Here is a 16,372-nt window from a genome sequence, read left to right on the forward strand (position 1 = left end):
GCGCGGTGCGCGGGCCGAGCAGCGGGATCAGCGCCGCGCTGACCGGCACCGGCGAGGCCGCCGCGCCGGGGGCGGCGGGCATCGCCCTGCTGCGTACGGTGCTGTTCGCGGCGCTCTGTGTCCCCGTCGGGGAACTCTTCGCGGACCGGCTGGCCCGCCGGGTGCCCGGCGGGCCCGCGCTGGGCGCGCCGCGGAGCTGGGCGGCGTACGCGGCGGTCGCCGGGTTCGTCGCGGCGCTGGGGCTCGCCTCCGTGGTGGCGACCGGCAACCTGCTGCCGCGCCACCTCGCGGACCTGGACCTCGGCGGCCTCTACGCCGACCGGGACGGCCGGCTGGCGCTCCTGGAGGTCAACGCCTTCGCGCTGGCCTGGTTCTGCGCCCGGTCACGCCACCCGGGCAGCCAGGTGCTGCCGCTGGCCGCGGTGGCGGCAGCGGAAGCACTACGCGCCCATCCCCCCACCGAACCCACCCCACTCACGGGCTCCGCCCTGACACTCGTCCACGTGACCTGCGCGGCCCTGTGGGCGGGCGGGCTGCTGCATGTCCTCCGGCTGATGCGGGTTTGGCGAGAGGGGGGCGGGGTGGAGGACGAGGTGGGGGTGACGGGCCCTGCCGGGCAGGGGGTGTTTCGGTCCAGGCCGGCTGGGGGCGAGGCGGATGGGGCCGGGGCGGCCGGAGGGTCGGCTGGGGGCGAGGCTGATGGGCCCGGAGCGGGCGGCGGGTCGGCTGGGGGTGGAGTGACCAGCGGGTCGGCTGGGGCCGAGGTGACCGGCGGGTGGGTTGGGGCCCGGGCGGGCGAGGTGGACGTGACGGCCGAAGTGGGAGTGGCGGCCCAGGGGGCGGGTGCCGCCGGGCTCGGGGCGACTCGACCCAGGTCTGACGGGTCCGGGGCGGCTGGGCCCGCAGCGGCCGGCGGTGCGGTCGGGGCCTCGGCCGGCGGGCCAGCTGGAGGCGGGGCGGCCGGCGGGGCAGCCGGGACGGAGCCAGTTGGTCGGTCCGCGTCCGTGGTCGGGGCCCTGTTGCTCGGGGGGTACGCGCGCGTGGCCGCGCTTCTGTTCGCGGGGGTCACCGCCACCGGCGTCTGGAGTTCGCTGCGTCGGATGCCGGCCGGCACGATCGTGGACCAGCTCACGGCGACGGCGTACGGGCGCACCCTGCTGGCGAAGGTGCTCCTCGTGGCCGCCGTCGCCGCCCTGGCGCTGCGCGCGCGGCTGCGGCTGCGCCGCGCGCGGGACCCGCTCGCCGCCTGCTCCCCCGCCCGCGCCGAGGTCGTCGTGCTGGGCGTGGTGGTCGCGGTGTCCGCGCTGCTGACGGCGCTGCCGCTGCCCATCCGCTGGTGACGGGACCCGCGCCCCGGCAGGGGCGGCCGGCTCAGTTCGTGACGAGGACCTTGAGCGCGGTCCGCTCGTCCATCGCCTTGTAGCCCTCGGGCACGCCCTCCAGGCCGACGGTCATGTCGAAGACCGGCGACGGGTCGATGGTGCCGTCCAGGACGTCGGGCAGCAGTTCGGGGATGTAGGAGCGGACCGGGGCGACACCGCCGCGCAGGGCGATGTTCCGGTCGAACATGACGCCGAGGTCGAGGCCCGTCCCGCTGCCGTGAGGCACCCCGACGAAGCCGATGGCGCCGCCGTCGCGGGTGATGTGCACGGCGGTGCTCATGGACTGCTCGGTGCCGACGGCCTCCACCACGCAGTGCGCGCCCTGGCCGCGGGTCAGCTCCCGCACGGCCTCGACGGCCGCGTCACCGCGCGCGGCGACGACATCGGTGGCGCCGAAGCGGCGCGCGATGTCCGTGCGCACCTCGTGGCGGCCGAGCGCGATGATCCGCTCGGCGCCGAGCCGCTTGGCGGCCAGCACCGCGCACAGGCCGACGGCCCCGTCACCGACGACGGCGACCGTGGAACCCTCGCGGACACCGGCGCCGAGGGCCGCGTGGTGGCCGGTGCCGAGGACGTCGGAAAGCGTCAGCAGCGCGGCGAGCAGGTGGTCGTCGGAGGCCGCCTCCTTGGGCAGCCGGACGAGGGTGCCGTCGGCGAACGGGACCCGGACGGCCTCGCCCTGGCCGCCGTCGTAGCCGACGGAACCCCAGAAGCCGCCGTGCTCGCAGGAGGTGGTCAGTCCCTCGCGGCAGTAGTCGCAGACACCGTCGGACCACATGAAGGGGGCCACGACCAGGTCGCCGCGGCGGACGCCGGTCACCTCGGAGCCGGCCTCCTCGACGATGCCGAGGAACTCGTGCCCGATCCGCTGCCCCGCCTGGCGGGCCGACTCGCCGCGGTACGCCCACAGGTCGCTGCCGCAGATACAGGAGCGCAGCACACGCACGACGGCGTCGGTGGGCAACTGCACCATGGGCTCGGGCACGTCCTCCACACGCATGTCGAACGGGGCGTGGATGGTGGTGGCGCGCATGGCGAGGGTCCCTCTCGTACGGGGTGGGGCGGGGTGCGCTCAGGGGGTGGTCGAGCGCACTCCACGGTACGCCGACGGGGACGCGCCCGGCCCGCCGAGGGGGTCCGAGCACGCCCCGGACCAGCGGGAACCGGCCCGGCGGGGACCGAAGGACCAACGGGGACCGAAGGACCAACGGGGGCCGGACCAGCCGTGACCGGGCCAACGGGGGCCGGGCCAGCGGAGGCCGGGCCAGCGGAAGCCGGGCCACGGCGTCCGTACGCGCCCGGTGGCGTCCCGCGCTCAGACGCCCGCCGCGCCAAGCAGCGCGCCCGCCGCGTAGGTCACCGCCATGGCGAGGGCTCCCCCGGCCATGTTGCGCAGCACCGCGCGGGGTGGGTTCGCCGCGCCGAGGCGGGCGCTGCTCCAGCCGGTGAGGGCGAGCGCGGCCAGCACGGAGACCACGGTGACGCCGAGGCGCCAGGCGGCCGGGGGCAGGACGATGGCGAGGAGCGGCAGCAGCGCGCCGACGGTGAAAGCGAGGAAGCTCGCCCAGGCGGCGTGCCAGGGGTTGGTGAGATCGTCGGGGTCGATGCCGAGTTCGACGGAGGCGTGGGCCTTCAGGGCGTCGCGTTCGGTGAGCTGCTCGGCGGCCTCGCGGGCCACCTGCCGCGACAGGCCGCGCTGTTCGAGCAGGTCGGTCAGCTCTTCGAGTTCGGCCTCGGGATAGTCCCGTAGTTCGCGTCGCTCCGTGGCCAGCGCGGCCAGTTCCGAGTCGCGCTGGGTGGAGACGGACACGTATTCGCCGGCCGCCATCGACATCGATCCGGCGAGCAGTCCGGCGAGACCCGCGGTGAACAGGGCGGAGCGGTCGTCGGTGGCGCCCGCCACGCCGACGACGAGGCCCGCGGTGGACACGATGCCGTCGTTGGCGCCCAGGACGGCGGCCCGGAGCCAGTTCAGCCGGGAGCCGAGCGTGCCGCCGTGGGCCTCGTCGCGGGCCTCGCCGTAAGCCTCGTCGTGCGTCGGTTCGGTCACACGGGGAGGATCGCACCCCCGGGGCGGGCCGCGCCGCACCGACCCGGCGGTCCCCCGCCGCGTACGACGCCGGAAAACCACCGGGCCCCGGCGCAGACGACCACCTGCCGGGCAGGTGCGCGTGCGGGGGCTGCGCCGGCTCGGCGAGGGGCGAGAGCTACTTGCCGCCGTGCGCGCCGAAGTAGAAGTAGAGGCGGTTCATGAACCGGAGCAAGTCGGGCAGCCATCAGCAGCCAAACTCCGCGACGCCGAAGCGCGGACCGCACACGGGGTCGTAACGGCGGTCGTGGCAGGGCGCCTTGTCGACCCACGGGGACGGCATCATCAGGGCCCGAGGGCGGACTCCTTGGGCCGGGTGTACAGCTCGGCGGCCACCCCGCCGCCGTCGAGTTCCTCGAGGCGCCGGCCGGCCGCTGTCCCAACCGCCGCGCGGGCCTTCCTCGTTGTCCTCAGGGGGGCCGCGTCCGGGGTGCGGCCCCCTGAGGACAACGAGGAAGGCCCGGGTTCGGGGAAGGCGGCGGCAGGGGTGTCAGTCGTGGCCCGTATCCTCAGTGACCATGCTCGAAGACCTCACGACCGCAGCGTCCCCAGCCTCCTGGCCGGCCGCGTATCCGCAGGGATACGCGGTCGTTGACGTGGAGACCACCGGACTGGCCCGTGACGACCGGATAATCTCCGCCGCCGTCTACCGGCTGGACGCGCGCGGCGAGGTCGAGGACCACTGGTACACGATGGTCAACCCCGAGCGCGATCCGGGCCCGGTGTGGATCCACGGGCTCACCAGCGACATGCTCGAAGGGGCGCCCCTCTTCCCGGAGATCGCCGAGGAGTTCGCGGCGCGGCTCGACGGCCGCGTGCTCGTCGCGCACAACGCGGTGTTCGACTGGTCGATGATCGCCCGCGAGTACGCGCGCGCGGAGCGCGAGGCGCCGGTGCGTCAGCGGCTGTGCACCATCGCGCTCGCCAAGGAGCTGGGCCTGCCGCTGCCCAACCACAAGCTGGAGTCGCTGGCCGCGCACTTCGGGGTCGTCCAGCAGCGCGCGCACCACGCGCTGGACGACGCGCGGGTGCTGGCCGAGGCGTTCCGCCCGAGTCTGCGGGCCGCCGCGCGCGACGGGGTGCGGCTGCCCCTGCTCGAATGCCTGCCGCTCAAGGAGTGGTCCAGCGGCCCGGCGGCCCCCCGGATCGGACGCCAGGCCGGGGGGTACGGGTCGGGGGGTTACGGGTCGGGCGGAGGCTATCCCTCCGGGAGTTGGCGCCCCTCCCGTAAGCGGCCCGCGTGTCCTTATCCCAACCCAGGCCGGTACGAGCCTGGCAAACCGCTCAAGCAGGGCATGCGGGTCGCGTTCTCCGGGGACACCTCCGTCGACCGCGAACTGCTGGAGGACCGCGCCGTCGAGGCGGGTCTGCACGTCGCGACGAGTCTGTCCCGGCTCACCAGCCTGCTCGTGACCAACGACCCGGACGCCGGCACCTCGAAGGTCGTCAAGGCCCGCCAGTTCGGGACCCCGGTCATCGACGAGGCCGCGTTCGGACAGCTCCTGCGCGACGTCGAGCCCGCGTCGGGCAACTGACGGACGCCGGACTCGCACGGGAGGGTGACGGGCGTGTCAGCGAGACCGGGCACACACGGGAGGGTGACGGGCGTACGGGTGATTGACGCGCGACTCGCCCCTCCCCCGCTCGCCCGCGCCGCGACCGCACCCCACCCTGTGGCCCATGGCGAGATGCGAAGTATGCGGCAATGACTACGGAATGACCTTCGAGGTGCACGCGCAGGGCGCCGTGCACGTCTTCGACTGCTTCTCCTGCGCGATCCACCGGATGGCCCCGATCTGCGAGCACTGTCGCGTGCAGGTCATCGGCCAGGGCGTCGAGGTCGAGGGCCACTGGTACTGCGGCGCGCACTGCGCCCGCGCGGAGGGGAGGACGGGGATCGTCGACCGGGTCTGAACCCCGGACCACCGCGGGACCACCTCCGGAACATCGCGGGCCACCTCCGGACCACCGCGGGACCACCTCCGGACCACCGCGGGCCACCTCCGGACCACCGCGGACCGCCTCCGGAGCACCCGCGCGCGGCCCTCGGCGGGACCCTCCCGTCGGGGGCCGAAACCGTGCCGAGTACCGTCAATGGGGTGTACCGCTTCCTGTTGTCCCGGCAGTGGGTGATCCTCACCCTCGTGGCCCTCGCGCTCATCCCCACGATGATCAAGCTGGGCTTCTGGCAGCTCCACCGGCACGAGCACAAGGTCGCCCTGAACACGGTGATCTCCGACTCGCTGGCCGCCAAGCCGGTGCCCGCCGAGACGCTCACCGCGCCGGGACAGCGGATCCGCCACGACGACCTGTACCGCCGGGTCACCGCCAAGGGGCAGTTCGACACCGCGCACGAGGAGGTCGTCCGGCGCCGCACCAACTCCGACGGCGAGGTCGGCTACCACGTGCTGACGCCGTTCGTGCTGACCGACGGCCGCGTCCTCATGGTCAACCGCGGCTGGGTCTCCTCGGACGGCGCGCAGACCGCCTTCCCGAAGGTCCCCGCCCCCGAGCGCGGCGAGATCACCGTCACCGGCCGGCTGATGGCCGACCAGACCACCGCCGACAGCGGCATCAAGAACATCCGGGGGCTGCCCGCCCGTCAGGTCATGCTCATCGACAGCGAGCAGGAGGCGCGGCGGCTCGGCAAGCAGGTCCTCGGCGGCTATGTCGAACAGACCGCGCCGCGCCCCAAGGGCGACACCCCCGAGCTGATCCCGGACCCCGAACACAGCGACATCGGCCCCCATATGGCGTACGCGATCCAGTGGTGGCTGTTCTCCGCGGGCGTCCCGGTCGGCTGGGTCGTCCTGGTCCGCCGCGAGCGCCGCGACCGCCTGGAGGCGGCGGCCGCCGCCGAGACGGCCCCCGAAGAGGAAGCCGAACCGGCCGGCGTATAGCGGAAGCCGAACCGGCCGGGCGTATAGCGGAAGCGGAACCGGCCGGCGTGTAGCGGAAGCCGAACCGGCGAGCGTGTAGCGGCACGCGCGGGAGCCGTGGCCGCCGGCCCACCCCCGTGGCCACCACCCCCGTGACAGCCACCCCCGCGCCCCACCCCGCGTCACCGCCACTGCCACGCTGGTGCCACTCTGGCGGCCCGATTGGCGCAGGCCCCGGTCGGGAACCCGTCCACCGTGCACCGACGCATCGAGGACTACGCGCTCATCGGGGACGAACAGACCGCCGCTCTGGTGGGCCGCGACGGCTCCGTCGACTGGCTGTGTCTGCCCCGCTTCGACTCCGCCGCCTGTTTCGCGGCCCTGCTGGGCGACGAGGACAACGGCCACTGGCGGATCGCGCCCGAGGGAGCGGAGACGTGCGCCCGGCGCGCCTACCGCCCGGACACCCTGGTGCTCGACACGGAGTGGGACACCCCGGAGGGATCGGTCCGGGTGACCGACCTGATGCCACAGCGCGAGCACGCCCCCGACCTCGTACGCATCGTGGAGGGGCTCAGCGGACGGGTCAAAATGAACAGCCGGCTCCAGTTGCGCTTCGACTACGGGTCGGTGGTGCCGTGGATGCGCCGGGCGGACGGCCACCGGGTGGCGGTGGCGGGCCCGGACTCGGTGTGGCTGCGCAGCGAACCGCCCGTCCCCACCTGGGGCAAGAACTTCCGCACCTACTCCGAGTTCACCGTCGAGGCCGGCCAGAAGGTCGCCTTCGTGCTGACCTGGCACCCCTCGCACCGGCCCCGGCCGCCGCTGCGCGACCCCTTCGAGTCGCTGGAGACCACCGTCGAGGACTGGCGGGCGTGGGCCGCCCACTGCCGTTACGCCGGACCGCACCGGGACGTCGTCGTGCGCTCCCTGCTCACCCTGAAGGCGCTCACCTACGCGCCGACCGGCGGCATCGTGGCCGCCCCCACCACCTCGCTCCCCGAGGAACTGGGCGGCGTCCGCAACTGGGACTACCGCTACTGCTGGCTGCGCGACTCCACCCTCACCCTCGGGGCGCTCCTCGCGGCCGGCTATCTGGAGGAGGCCGAGGCCTGGCGCGACTGGCTGCTGCGCGCGGTGGCGGGCGACCCGGCGGACCTCCAGATCATGTACGGCCTGTCGGGCGAGCGGCGGCTGTCGGAGTACGAGATCCCGTGGCTGCCCGGATACGCCGGCTCGGCGCCGGTCCGGGTCGGCAACAGCGCGGTCGAGCAGTTGCAGCTCGACGTGTACGGCGAGGTCATCGACTCGCTGTGGCTGGCGCGGAGTTCGGGCCTGCCGTCGCGCCCGCACATGTGGCGGGTGCAGTGCGCCATGATGGACTTCCTGCGCGTCGCCTGGCGGCAGCCGGACGAGGGGATCTGGGAGGTCCGCGGCCCGCGCCGGCACTTCGTCTACTCGAAGGTGATGGCGTGGGTGGCCGCCGACCGCGCCGTGCGCACCCTGGAGGACGACCCCTCGCTCGAAGGCGACCTGGACGGGTGGCGGGAGATGCGCGACGAGGTGCACCGCGAGGTGTGCGAGCGCGGCTTCGACCCCGAGCGGAACACGTTCACCCAGTCCTACGGCTCGGCCGAACTCGACGCCTCCCTGCTGCTCATCCCCCGGGTCGGCTTCCTGCCCGCCGACGACCCGCGGGTGGTCGGCACGGTCGACGCGGTGCGCGCCGAACTCGCCCCCGACGGCTTCCTGGTCCGCCGCTACAGCGTCTCGGCGACCGGCGTCGACGGCCTCCCCGGCGACGAGGGCACCTTCGTCGTCTGCTCGTTCTGGCTCGCGGACGCGCTGTATCTGACCGGCCGCACCCGGGAGGCGATCGAGCTGTTCGAGCGGCTGGTCGGGCTCACCAACGACGTGGGGCTGCTGTCCGAGGAGTACGACCCCGTCGCGGAGCGCCAGCTCGGCAACTTCCCCCAGGCGTTCAGCCACATCGGCCTGGTGGTGACCGCCCTCAGCCTCTTCGGGGTGCGGCCCGCGAAGCCGCCGGTGAACGGGGAACCGGCCTCGCCCGACTACCCGTAGAGCTGCCGTCGGTAGAGCCATCCGCGGCGCGGGCGGTATGGGGGAGGATGGGTGCCATGGATCTTGGACTGAAGGATCGTGTGTACGTCGTCACGGGAGCCACCCGGGGCCTGGGCAACGCCGCCGCGCGTGAACTCGTGGCCGACGGCGCGAAGGTGATCGTCAGCGGGCGGGACGCGAAGAGCGCGGCCGACGCCGCCGCGGCGCTCGGCCCGAACGCGGCCGGGGTCGAGGCCGACAACGCCGACCCCGGCACCCCGGCCCGGCTGATCGCGGCGGCCCGGGAGCGGTTCGGCGGCTTCGACGGCATCCTGATCAGCGTGGGCGGACCGCCGCCCGGCTTCGCCGCGGACAACACCGACGAGCAGTGGACGGCCGCCTTCGAGTCGGTCTTCCTGGGCGCCGTCCGGCTGGCCCGCGCCGCCGCGGCGGAACTCGGCGACGGCGGGGCGATCGGCTTCGTGCTCTCCGGGTCGGTGTACGAGCCGATCGGCGGGCTCACCATCTCCAACGGGCTGCGGCCGGGGCTCGCCGGTTTCGCCAAGTCCCTCGCGGACGAGGTGGGCCCGCGCGGCATCCGGGTGGTGGGGCTGCTGCCGTCGCGCATCGAGACGGGCCGGGTCCGTGAGCTGGACGGCCTGTCGGCCGACCCGGAGGCCACCCGGGCGGCCAACGAGTCCCGTATCCCGCTGCGCCGCTACGGCACCCCGGAGGAGTTCGGCCGCACGGCCGCGTTCCTGCTCTCCCCCGCCGCCTCGTATCTGACCGGCATCATGGTGCCGGTCGACGGCGGGATGCGCAGCGGCTTCTGACCGGGGGCTACCTCTCGGATGACCGGCCCGCCCACGGTCAGCACCAATCGGAAGGCCGGGCTGCCCGAGGTCAGCGCCACCTCGGGTGACCCGCCCGCGACGGTCAGCTTCACCTCAGGCGACCCGCCCGCGACGGTCAGCTCCACCTCAGGCGGCCCGGCCCGTCCACGGTCGGCGCCACCTCAAGTGACGCGTTCCGCGCGGTGTTTGACGCCGCGCAGCCGTACCTCCGCCGGGAGCGCGGCGAGCCCCGCCGAGTTCCGGGCGTGCGCGAGGGCCTCCCCGGTGAGCTGGTCCAGGGCCTGCCCGGGGTCGACGTGCGGTTCCAGCAGGAGCCGTACGTGCGCCTCGGGCCGGGAGCGGCGGCCGGTCAGGTGGACGCGTGCCGTGTCGACGCCGGGCAGGGTGCCGGCCTCGGCGGCAAGCACGCCTTCCAGGGCCCGCCCGCGCAGCAGGGCGCCCTCACCGTCGCCGGTGTCGACCAGCACCTCGGCGAGACGGCGCCGCCGCAGGTCGGCGACCAGCCACCACAGGGCGAGCAGCACGAGGACGGCGAGGGCGGCGATGACGACGGGCCACCACCAGCCGTGCTCGCGCCACTTGGTCCGCTCGGCGGTGCTGAGGAGCACGTCGTGTCGTCCGTCGTGGATCCACCAGGAGGGCGGCTTGGCGCCGAGCCCGATGGCGAGGACGGAGCCGCCGAGGGCGAGCAGCACGAGTCCGGCCAGCCCGATCAGTACGCGGTTGACGGTCCGGCGCACGGACCTCACCCCTTCCGTCCGGGACGGGCGACCCGCACCGAGAGGCCCGGTGAGCGGGACAGTCCCAGTCCCTGGATGCCGTCGGTGAGCGTGGTGTCCAAGTCGGCGCGGACGTCGTCGAGTTCACGGAAGTGGGACACCGCGCGGACGTCGACCTTCCGGCGTTTGACCCGCACGCGCGCCGACTGGACGCCGGCGACCTCCATGGCCCGGTCGCGCAGGGCGGTCGCGGCGGCGGCCCGGTGCAGTCCGGCCCGCACGTCGCGGTGGGTGCGCCGCATGGGCAGTACGTCGCGCAGTCCGGGGGTGAGCGCGAGGAGCAGCAGCCACAGTCCGAGGGCGGCGGCGACGCCCGCGCCCACCAGGACGGCGGTGTCGTCGAGGGGGCGTTCGGCGAGTTCCCGGGCGAGCGTCTTGCGCCACTGCATGGCGGAGTGCCCGGCCCGGACGGCCGCGATGTCGTAGAGGAAGAACCCGGCGATCACCAGGAGCAGCACCGCGAGGACGCAGGCCGGGACGCGGCGCGCGGACCAGAAGCGGCCCTGGCGGCCGTCCTCGCCGCCGCCATCGTCCCCGCCGTCCCCTGGACGCAGCGGTTCGTAGGCCGCCGCCGAGGAGGACTGCCCGAGCGTGCCGGGGTCGTCCGTCTTCTCCAGTACGGGCAGTTTCCTGGTGCTCTCGGAGCCCTGGGGCTCGCTCATCGCGTCCTCCCCTTCACCGAGCCTGGCCCGTGCGCCAGGTGCAGCCGTTCCACCTGGACGGCCACCTCCGGCACTTCCATTCCCGCCAACGCCTCTACCCGCTGGGCGACCTGGCGACGCACGGCGTTGCACTGGCCGCCGATGTCCGAGGGGTAGCCGAGTTCGACGCTGACCCGGACGTGGGCGCTGTGGGTGGGGTGCTCCCCTGGTCCTCCGGCGCCGGAGGACTGCCGTCGGACGACGACCGTCGCGTGCGGGGGCACCGCGTCGTCGGGCAGCGGGGGCAGGGCCTCGCGCGCCGCCCGCGAGGCGATCTTCGCGACGACCCGGTCGGCGATCCGGGTGGCGCCCCGTTCGGGCGCCACCACGGTCGTCGCGTCCGGCCTGGCCTCACCGAGCCGGTCGACATGACCTGGCACGGGTCACCGCCGCCGGTCGTCACGCGTGCGGAACAGGTCCCCCACGTCGAGGTCCCCTTCCAGGAACCGTCCGACGAAGAACCCGACGGCGCCCAGCGCGGCCACCAGGACGAAGGCGCCGAATCCGCCGAAGTAGCCGGCGAAGGCCAGCGCCATTCCGGCGATCATGCCGACAACGGCCAAGCTCATGGTGCGCTCCTTGGGGGTTCGGCGGCCGTGTCCTCACGCGGGGCGCGGTGGCCGGCCGGTGGTCCGGGGCGTGGCGGGGGCCCGGAAGTCACTGGAGACGTGACTCCGGTTCGTCGTCCTCTTCGTCGGGCAGCTTCACATCGCTCACCGCGATGTTGACCTCGACGACTTCGAGGCCGGTCATGCGCTCGACGGCCGCGACGACGTTCTCGCGCACATCGCGTGCCACGTCGGAGATGGAGACGCCGTAGTCGACGACGATCTCCAGGTCGAGGGCCGTCTGCACCTCGCCGACCTCGGCCTTCACACCCCGGGTCACGGACTTGCCGCTGCCGGCGCCGGGCACCTTGTCGCGTACCGCGCCGAAGGTGCGGCTCATCCCGCTGCCCATGGCGTGGACACCGACGACATCGCGCGCGGCGAGTCCGGCGATCTTCTCCACGACGCCGTCGGCGATGGTGGTCCGCCCGCGCGTGGCGGGGTTTCCGCCGCCACGCTTGGTGGTCCTGCCGCCGCCCTTGTCGGTGTCGGGGCTGTCCGTCCGGTTCCGCTCGGTCATATCGGTCATTGCCGTACGTCCCTTTCGGTCGTCCTCCCTGTTTTCACAGTAGGTCGGGTCGCGCGGTCGCGCGCCCGCTGATGGGGCAGGCTGGAGCAATGACGGCGGACCGGTGGACGCAAGTGGTAAGGCAGCAGCTCGGGCTCGGCAGGCTGCTGCCGCTGGGCCTTGCGCGCGATGGCGCGTGGATCACGGAGGACGCGGCGGAGCAGGTGCTGCGGCGGGCGGCGGCCGGGGTGCCGGGCGTGCGGCTGGGCAGGCTGCGGATCGCGCTCGCCGACCCGGACGGCCCGTACGCCCCGGCGGTACCGGCTCCGCCGAGCGCCCTCGCGCCCGGTCCGCTGCGGGTCACGGCGGAGTTCGGGGCGGCGGCCGGTCTCACGGCGCTGGGCGGTGACTCGCTGCCGGCGACCGCGGACCGGCTGCGGCTCGCCCTGTCGGAGGCCGCCGCGCACCGGCTGGGCCTTGAGGTGTCGGAGGTGGACCTCCAGGTGACGGACCTGCTGACGGAGTCGTCGGCGGTTACGCCGAAAGAGGGCACGGAGCCATCCGCCGGACGGGTGAACGACGTAGGCGAGGCCGCCGGTCCCGAAGGTGCCCAAGGGGCCGGAGACGCGGAGGGGACCAAGGAGCCGAGGGAGGCGAAGGAGCCGAAGGACCCCGAGGAGGCGCGGATCGCGGCGGTCGTCCGGGCCGTTCCGGGGGTGGCCCGGCTGACGGACGCGCTGGGCCGTTCGGTGGACATCTCGACGCCCGACGGCTCGGACGCCGCCGTGCCCCGCCGTCACGTCCGGGTGGAACTCGCGGTTTCCTCGGACGGCCGGGCGGTGGACGTGGCGCGCGCGGTCAGGACGGCGGTCGCGGAGGCCGCCCGGGACACCCCGTCCGTGGCCGTGCTGGTGACCGCCGTCGGCTGAGGCGGTACGCGCCGGGTGCGCCGGACGGTGGTCGTCACCGCCCGGCACCCACCGTCGTCACCGCCGCCGCGCACACCTTCGCTGCCGCCCGACACACACCGTCACTCCGAGAAGCCGTCACTCCGAGGAACGGCCACTCGAAGGAGCCGTCACTTCGCGAAGGGGTACGCCGACGGGCGGAACGGCAGGACCGTACGGGCGCGAGGGCGGCCCACCGTACGGGCGCACGGCGGCACGGGCGGGTGCCCCGCACGGACGCAACGGCGGCCGATCGTACGGGCACGCCCCGCCGGAGTCGGTCAGTCGCCGATGCCGGCGAGGTCGCGGAGGCGGCGGGCCTGGGAGGCTCGCTCGGCGGTGCGCTGGTCCTCGTAGGAGCGCTCGGTGGCGCCGCGCAGCAGGGCCTTGGTCTCGATCACCGCGTGGCGCGGGGCGGCCAGCAGTGCCGCGGTGAGGTCGCGGACGGCGTCGTCGAGCTGGGCGGCGGGCACCGCGAGGTTGGCGAGTCCGGTGCGCTCGGCCTCCTCCGCGAGGACGAAGCGGCCGGTGGCGCAGATCTCCAGGGCGCGGGCGTAGCCGACGAGGCCCACCAGCGGGTGGGTGCCGGTGAGGTCGGGCACCAGGCCGAGGCTGGTCTCGCGCATGGCGAACTGCACGTCGTCGGCGACGACGCGCAGGTCACAGGCGAGCGCGAGCTGGAACCCGGCGCCGATGGCATGCCCCCGCACGGCGGCGACGGTCACGATGTCGCTGCGCCGCCACCAGGTGAACGCCTCCTGGTACTCGGCGATGGTCACGTCCAGCTCGGCGTCGGAACCACGCGCGAGGTCGATGAACGACGGCTCGCCGTCGAAGCCCTCGGGCGTGAACGCCTGCCGGTCGAGCCCCGCGGAGAAGGACTGGCCCTCTGCGCGCAGCACGACCACGCGGACGGAGCCCGGCAGCGACCGGCCGGCCTGCGTCAACGCCCGCCACAGAGCGGGACTCTGGGCGTTGCGCTTGGCCGGGTTGGTCAGGGTCACCGTGGCGATCGCGTCGTCGACGGTGAGCCGTACGCCGTCCTTGTCGAGTACCGGTTCGAGTTCCTGGTCGAGCGAAGCCATGGGGCGCCTCCGGTGGGTGCGGTCGGATCAGGTGTGCACCCCGTGAAGCACGAGGGCACACCTAAGTGACTGCACAGTAACCACCCGGCCGGTCGCCCGACCGACCGGGTGGCCACCACCGAAGCCGATGGGGACGCCCGGCCTCAGGCCGACGCGGCCTTCTTGCCCCGCGTCGCTCCGCCACGCCCTCGGAGCGTGACGCCCGACTCGCTGAGCATCCGGTGCACGAAGCCATACGAACGGCCGGTCTCTTCGGCCAGCGCTCGGATGCTCGCACCGGAGTCGTACTTCTTCTTCAGGTCTGCCGCGAGCTTGTCACGCGCGGCGCCGGTCACCCGGCTGCCCTTCTTCAGAGTCTCGGCCACCCGTGCCTCCTCATGGGAAGTGCGCTCTGGACTCTCATGATCACCCCTTCCGGGCGTCATGGCCACCCATTCGGCAAGGTCCGTAGGACACGGTTTTGACGACAGGAGTCCGTCCCCACGAGTGGAATCAGTGGTTCCGGCTGGCGCCGTCGATACCGCCGAACGGGTACTTCCGCGAAGTGCCTGGTCAGCGACGCGAAACGGCCGAGCCCCGTGTTCTCAAGGGCTCGGCCGGAAAATCCGTGTAGGACACACCTCGGTACGAGGAGATCTCACACAGATGATGGATCACGGATCGGCCGAATGATCCATACGCGGTGGATCAGTCATTCGATCTCGTGGCGCGGGCCCTTTCCGGGGCTCGCGCGGCGGGCTCAGGCGAGGGCGACCAGGTCGGCGTAGTCGGCGCCCCACAGGTCCTCGACACCGTCCGGCAGCAGGATGATCCGCTCCGGCTGGAGCGCCTCGACGGCGCCCTCGTCGTGGGTGACGAGCACGACGGCGCCCTTGTAGGTGCGCAGCGCGCCGAGGATCTCCTCGCGGCTGGCGGGGTCGAGGTTGTTCGTCGGCTCGTCGAGCAGCAGGACGTTGGCGGAGGAGACGACGAGGGTGGCGAGCGCGAGCCGGGTCTTCTCGCCGCCGGAGAGCACCCCGGCCGGCTTGTCGACGTCGTCGCCGGAGAACAGGAAGGAACCGAGCGTCTTGCGGACCTCGACCAGGTCCAGGTCGGGGGCGGCGGAGCGCATGTTCTCCAGGACCGTGCGCTCGGGGTCGAGGGTCTCGTGCTCCTGCGCGTAGTAGCCGAGCTTGAGGCCGTGGCCCTCGATGACCTGCCCGGTGTCGGGCTTCTCGGCGCCGCCGAGCAGCCGCAGCAGGGTGGTCTTGCCGGCGCCGTTGAGGCCGAGGATGACGACGCGGGAGCCCTTGTCGATGGCCAGGTCGACGTCGGTGAAGATCTCCAGCGAGCCGTACGACTTCGACAGGCCCTCCGCCATGAGCGGGGTCTTGCCGCAGGGGGCGGGCTCGGGGAAGCGCAGCTTGGCGACCTTGTCGGAGACGCGGACGGCCTCCAGTCCCGCGAGGAGCTTGTCGGCGCGCTTGGCCATGTTCTGCGCGGCCACGGTCTTGGTGGCCTTGGCGCGCATCTTGTCGGCCTGCGAGTTGAGGGCGGCGGCCTTCTTCTCGGCGTTCTGCCGCTCGCGCTTGCGGCGCTTCTCGTCGGCCTCGCGCTGCTGCTGGTAGAGCTTCCAGCCCATGTTGTAGACGTCGATGGTGGAGCGGTTGGCGTCCAGGTAGAAGACCTTGTTGACGACCGTCTCCACGAGGTCGACGTCGTGGGAGATCACGATGAAGCCGCCGCGGTAGGTCTTCAGGTAGTCGCGCAGCCAGACGATCGAGTCGGCGTCCAGGTGGTTCGTCGGCTCGTCCAGGAGCAGCGTGTCGGCGTCCGAGAAGAGAATCCTGGCCAGCTCGATACGGCGGCGCTGACCGCCGGAGAGCGTGTGCAGGGGCTGGCCGAGCACCCGGTCGGGCAGGTTGAGCGCGGCGGCGATGGTGGCGGCCTCGGCCTCGGCGGAGTAGCCGCCCTTGGTGAGGAACTCGGTCTCCTGGCGCTCGTACTGCCGCAGGGCCTTCTCGCGGGTGGCGCCCGAGCCGTTCGCGATGCGCTGTTCGTTCTCGCGCATCTTGCGGATCAGGACGTCCAGGCCGCGGGCGGACAGGACGCGGTCGCGGGCGAGGACGTCGAGGTCGCCGGTGCGCGGGTCCTGGGGCAGATAGCCGACCTCACCGGAGCGGGTGACGGTGCCGGCGGCGGGCTGGCCCTCACCGGCGAGGACCTTGGTGAGGGTCGTCTTGCCCGCGCCGTTGCGGCCCACGAGGCCGATGCGGTCGCCCTTCGTGATGCGGAAGGTGGCGGACTCGATGAGGATGCGGGCGCCGGCGCGCAGCTCGATACCGGAGGCGGAGATCACGGACAGACTCCAGGGCGGAAGGTTGGCGGGTGGACGGCTGAGGACGTTCCCGCCGTCTAATGCGCGAGGAGAAAGGCCATGGGACAAGTCTAACGGGGCCGTGCAAGCACTTTTCCGGTGCGCGGGCCTCCGGCGCTGTGA

At 73.5% G+C, this 16,372-nt stretch carries 16 protein-coding genes and 3 pseudogenes; 8 read left to right on the plus strand and 11 right to left on the minus strand.

Annotated elements, in window-relative coordinates; genetic code table 11:
* Nucleotides 1-5: 5 nt before the first annotated feature.
* Together AB0912_RS32660 and AB0912_RS32665 are read left to right on the plus strand one after the other, a co-directional pair.
* Nucleotides 6-566 (plus strand): annotated as a pseudogene (locus AB0912_RS32660) (hypothetical protein); the annotation flags it as partial.
* Between the two features lie 444 nt (nt 567-1,010).
* Nucleotides 1,011-1,340: pseudogene (locus tag AB0912_RS32665) on the plus strand (CopD family protein); the annotation flags it as partial.
* Nucleotides 1,341-1,371: 31 nt separating this feature from the next.
* On the opposite strand, the gene AB0912_RS32670 reads toward AB0912_RS32665, so the two are convergent.
* From AB0912_RS32670 to AB0912_RS32680, 3 genes and pseudogenes are all read right to left on the minus strand, one after another.
* The gene (locus tag AB0912_RS32670; protein WP_366706325.1) at nt 1,372-2,415 is read right to left on the minus strand and encodes a zinc-dependent alcohol dehydrogenase family protein; all 1,044 of its coding nucleotides are present in this window, start codon (nt 2,413-2,415) and stop codon (nt 1,372-1,374) included.
* A gap of 282 nt (nt 2,416-2,697) precedes the next feature.
* On the minus strand, nt 2,698-3,432 hold the full coding sequence (locus tag AB0912_RS32675) for a VIT family protein (protein ID WP_366706327.1): 735 nt from the start codon (nt 3,430-3,432) through the stop codon (nt 2,698-2,700).
* A 160-nt stretch (nt 3,433-3,592) separates the two neighbouring features.
* Nucleotides 3,593-3,807: pseudogene (locus AB0912_RS32680) on the minus strand (amidohydrolase); the annotation flags it as partial.
* A gap of 182 nt (nt 3,808-3,989) precedes the next feature.
* Between AB0912_RS32680 and AB0912_RS32685 the strand changes: the two are divergent.
* From AB0912_RS32685 to AB0912_RS32705, 5 genes are all read left to right on the plus strand, one after another.
* The gene (locus tag AB0912_RS32685; protein WP_366706329.1) at nt 3,990-5,006 is read left to right on the plus strand and encodes a DEDDh family exonuclease; all 1,017 of its coding nucleotides are present in this window, start codon (nt 3,990-3,992) and stop codon (nt 5,004-5,006) included.
* A gap of 145 nt (nt 5,007-5,151) precedes the next feature.
* Nucleotides 5,152-5,385 (plus strand): hypothetical protein, encoded by a 234-nt coding sequence (locus AB0912_RS32690; protein WP_366706331.1) that lies wholly within the window; start codon nt 5,152-5,154, stop codon nt 5,383-5,385.
* 185 nt (nt 5,386-5,570) lie between these two features.
* Entirely contained in the window at nt 5,571-6,371 is an 801-nt protein-coding gene (locus AB0912_RS32695; protein ID WP_366706333.1) for an SURF1 family protein, read from the plus strand.
* Between the two features lie 234 nt (nt 6,372-6,605).
* Nucleotides 6,606-8,432 (plus strand): glycoside hydrolase family 15 protein, encoded by a 1,827-nt coding sequence (locus AB0912_RS32700; protein ID WP_366706335.1) that lies wholly within the window; start codon nt 6,606-6,608, stop codon nt 8,430-8,432.
* A gap of 56 nt (nt 8,433-8,488) precedes the next feature.
* Nucleotides 8,489-9,244 carry an SDR family oxidoreductase gene (locus AB0912_RS32705; protein ID WP_366706337.1) on the plus strand — a complete coding sequence of 252 codons (756 nt, stop codon included), beginning with the start codon at nt 8,489-8,491 and terminating at the stop codon, nt 9,242-9,244.
* A gap of 182 nt (nt 9,245-9,426) precedes the next feature.
* On the opposite strand, the gene amaP is transcribed toward AB0912_RS32705, so the two are convergent.
* From amaP to AB0912_RS32730, 5 genes are all read right to left on the minus strand, one after another.
* Complete coding sequence (gene amaP, locus AB0912_RS32710; RefSeq protein ID WP_366706339.1) at nt 9,427-10,014, minus strand: alkaline shock response membrane anchor protein AmaP; 588 nt, start codon at nt 10,012-10,014, stop codon at nt 9,427-9,429.
* Nucleotides 10,011-10,706 carry a DUF6286 domain-containing protein gene (locus tag AB0912_RS32715; protein WP_366706341.1) on the minus strand — a complete coding sequence of 232 codons (696 nt, stop codon included), beginning with the start codon at nt 10,704-10,706 and terminating at the stop codon, nt 10,011-10,013. Before AB0912_RS32715 ends, amaP begins: the two co-directional genes overlap by 4 nt.
* Nucleotides 10,703-11,074 (minus strand): Asp23/Gls24 family envelope stress response protein, encoded by a 372-nt coding sequence (locus AB0912_RS32720; RefSeq protein WP_366706375.1) that lies wholly within the window; start codon nt 11,072-11,074, stop codon nt 10,703-10,705. The genes AB0912_RS32715 and AB0912_RS32720 overlap by 4 nt, the downstream gene beginning before the upstream one ends.
* A gap of 54 nt (nt 11,075-11,128) precedes the next feature.
* Nucleotides 11,129-11,314: a hypothetical protein gene (locus tag AB0912_RS32725; protein ID WP_366706343.1), complete on the minus strand. Its 186-nt coding sequence runs from the start codon at nt 11,312-11,314 to the stop codon at nt 11,129-11,131.
* Nucleotides 11,315-11,402: 88 nt separating this feature from the next.
* Complete coding sequence (locus tag AB0912_RS32730) at nt 11,403-11,882, minus strand: Asp23/Gls24 family envelope stress response protein (RefSeq protein WP_366706345.1); 480 nt, start codon at nt 11,880-11,882, stop codon at nt 11,403-11,405.
* Between the two features lie 89 nt (nt 11,883-11,971).
* Here AB0912_RS32730 and AB0912_RS32735 point away from each other — a divergent pair, with 89 nt between their 5' ends.
* Entirely contained in the window at nt 11,972-12,790 is an 819-nt protein-coding gene (locus tag AB0912_RS32735) for a nucleopolyhedrovirus P10 family protein (RefSeq protein WP_366706347.1), read from the plus strand.
* A 299-nt stretch (nt 12,791-13,089) separates the two neighbouring features.
* Here the strand turns inward: AB0912_RS32735 and AB0912_RS32740 are convergent, their stop codons facing one another.
* The 3 genes from AB0912_RS32740 to AB0912_RS32750 all read right to left on the minus strand — a co-directional run bounded on the left by AB0912_RS32740 (nt 13,090) and on the right by AB0912_RS32750 (nt 16,231).
* Entirely contained in the window at nt 13,090-13,893 is an 804-nt protein-coding gene (locus AB0912_RS32740) for an enoyl-CoA hydratase/isomerase family protein (protein ID WP_366706349.1), read from the minus strand.
* A gap of 143 nt (nt 13,894-14,036) precedes the next feature.
* A complete protein-coding gene (locus tag AB0912_RS32745) occupies nt 14,037-14,258 on the minus strand; it encodes a helix-turn-helix domain-containing protein (RefSeq protein ID WP_006123601.1) in 222 nt (73 codons plus the stop codon).
* 374 nt (nt 14,259-14,632) lie between these two features.
* Nucleotides 14,633-16,231 (minus strand): ABC-F family ATP-binding cassette domain-containing protein, encoded by a 1,599-nt coding sequence (locus AB0912_RS32750; protein WP_366706351.1) that lies wholly within the window; start codon nt 16,229-16,231, stop codon nt 14,633-14,635.
* Nucleotides 16,232-16,372: the final 141 nt, after the last annotated feature.

It is taken from the genome of Streptomyces sp. NPDC007084, assembly GCF_040703595.1.
Lineage (GTDB): Bacteria > Actinomycetota > Actinomycetes > Streptomycetales > Streptomycetaceae > Streptomyces.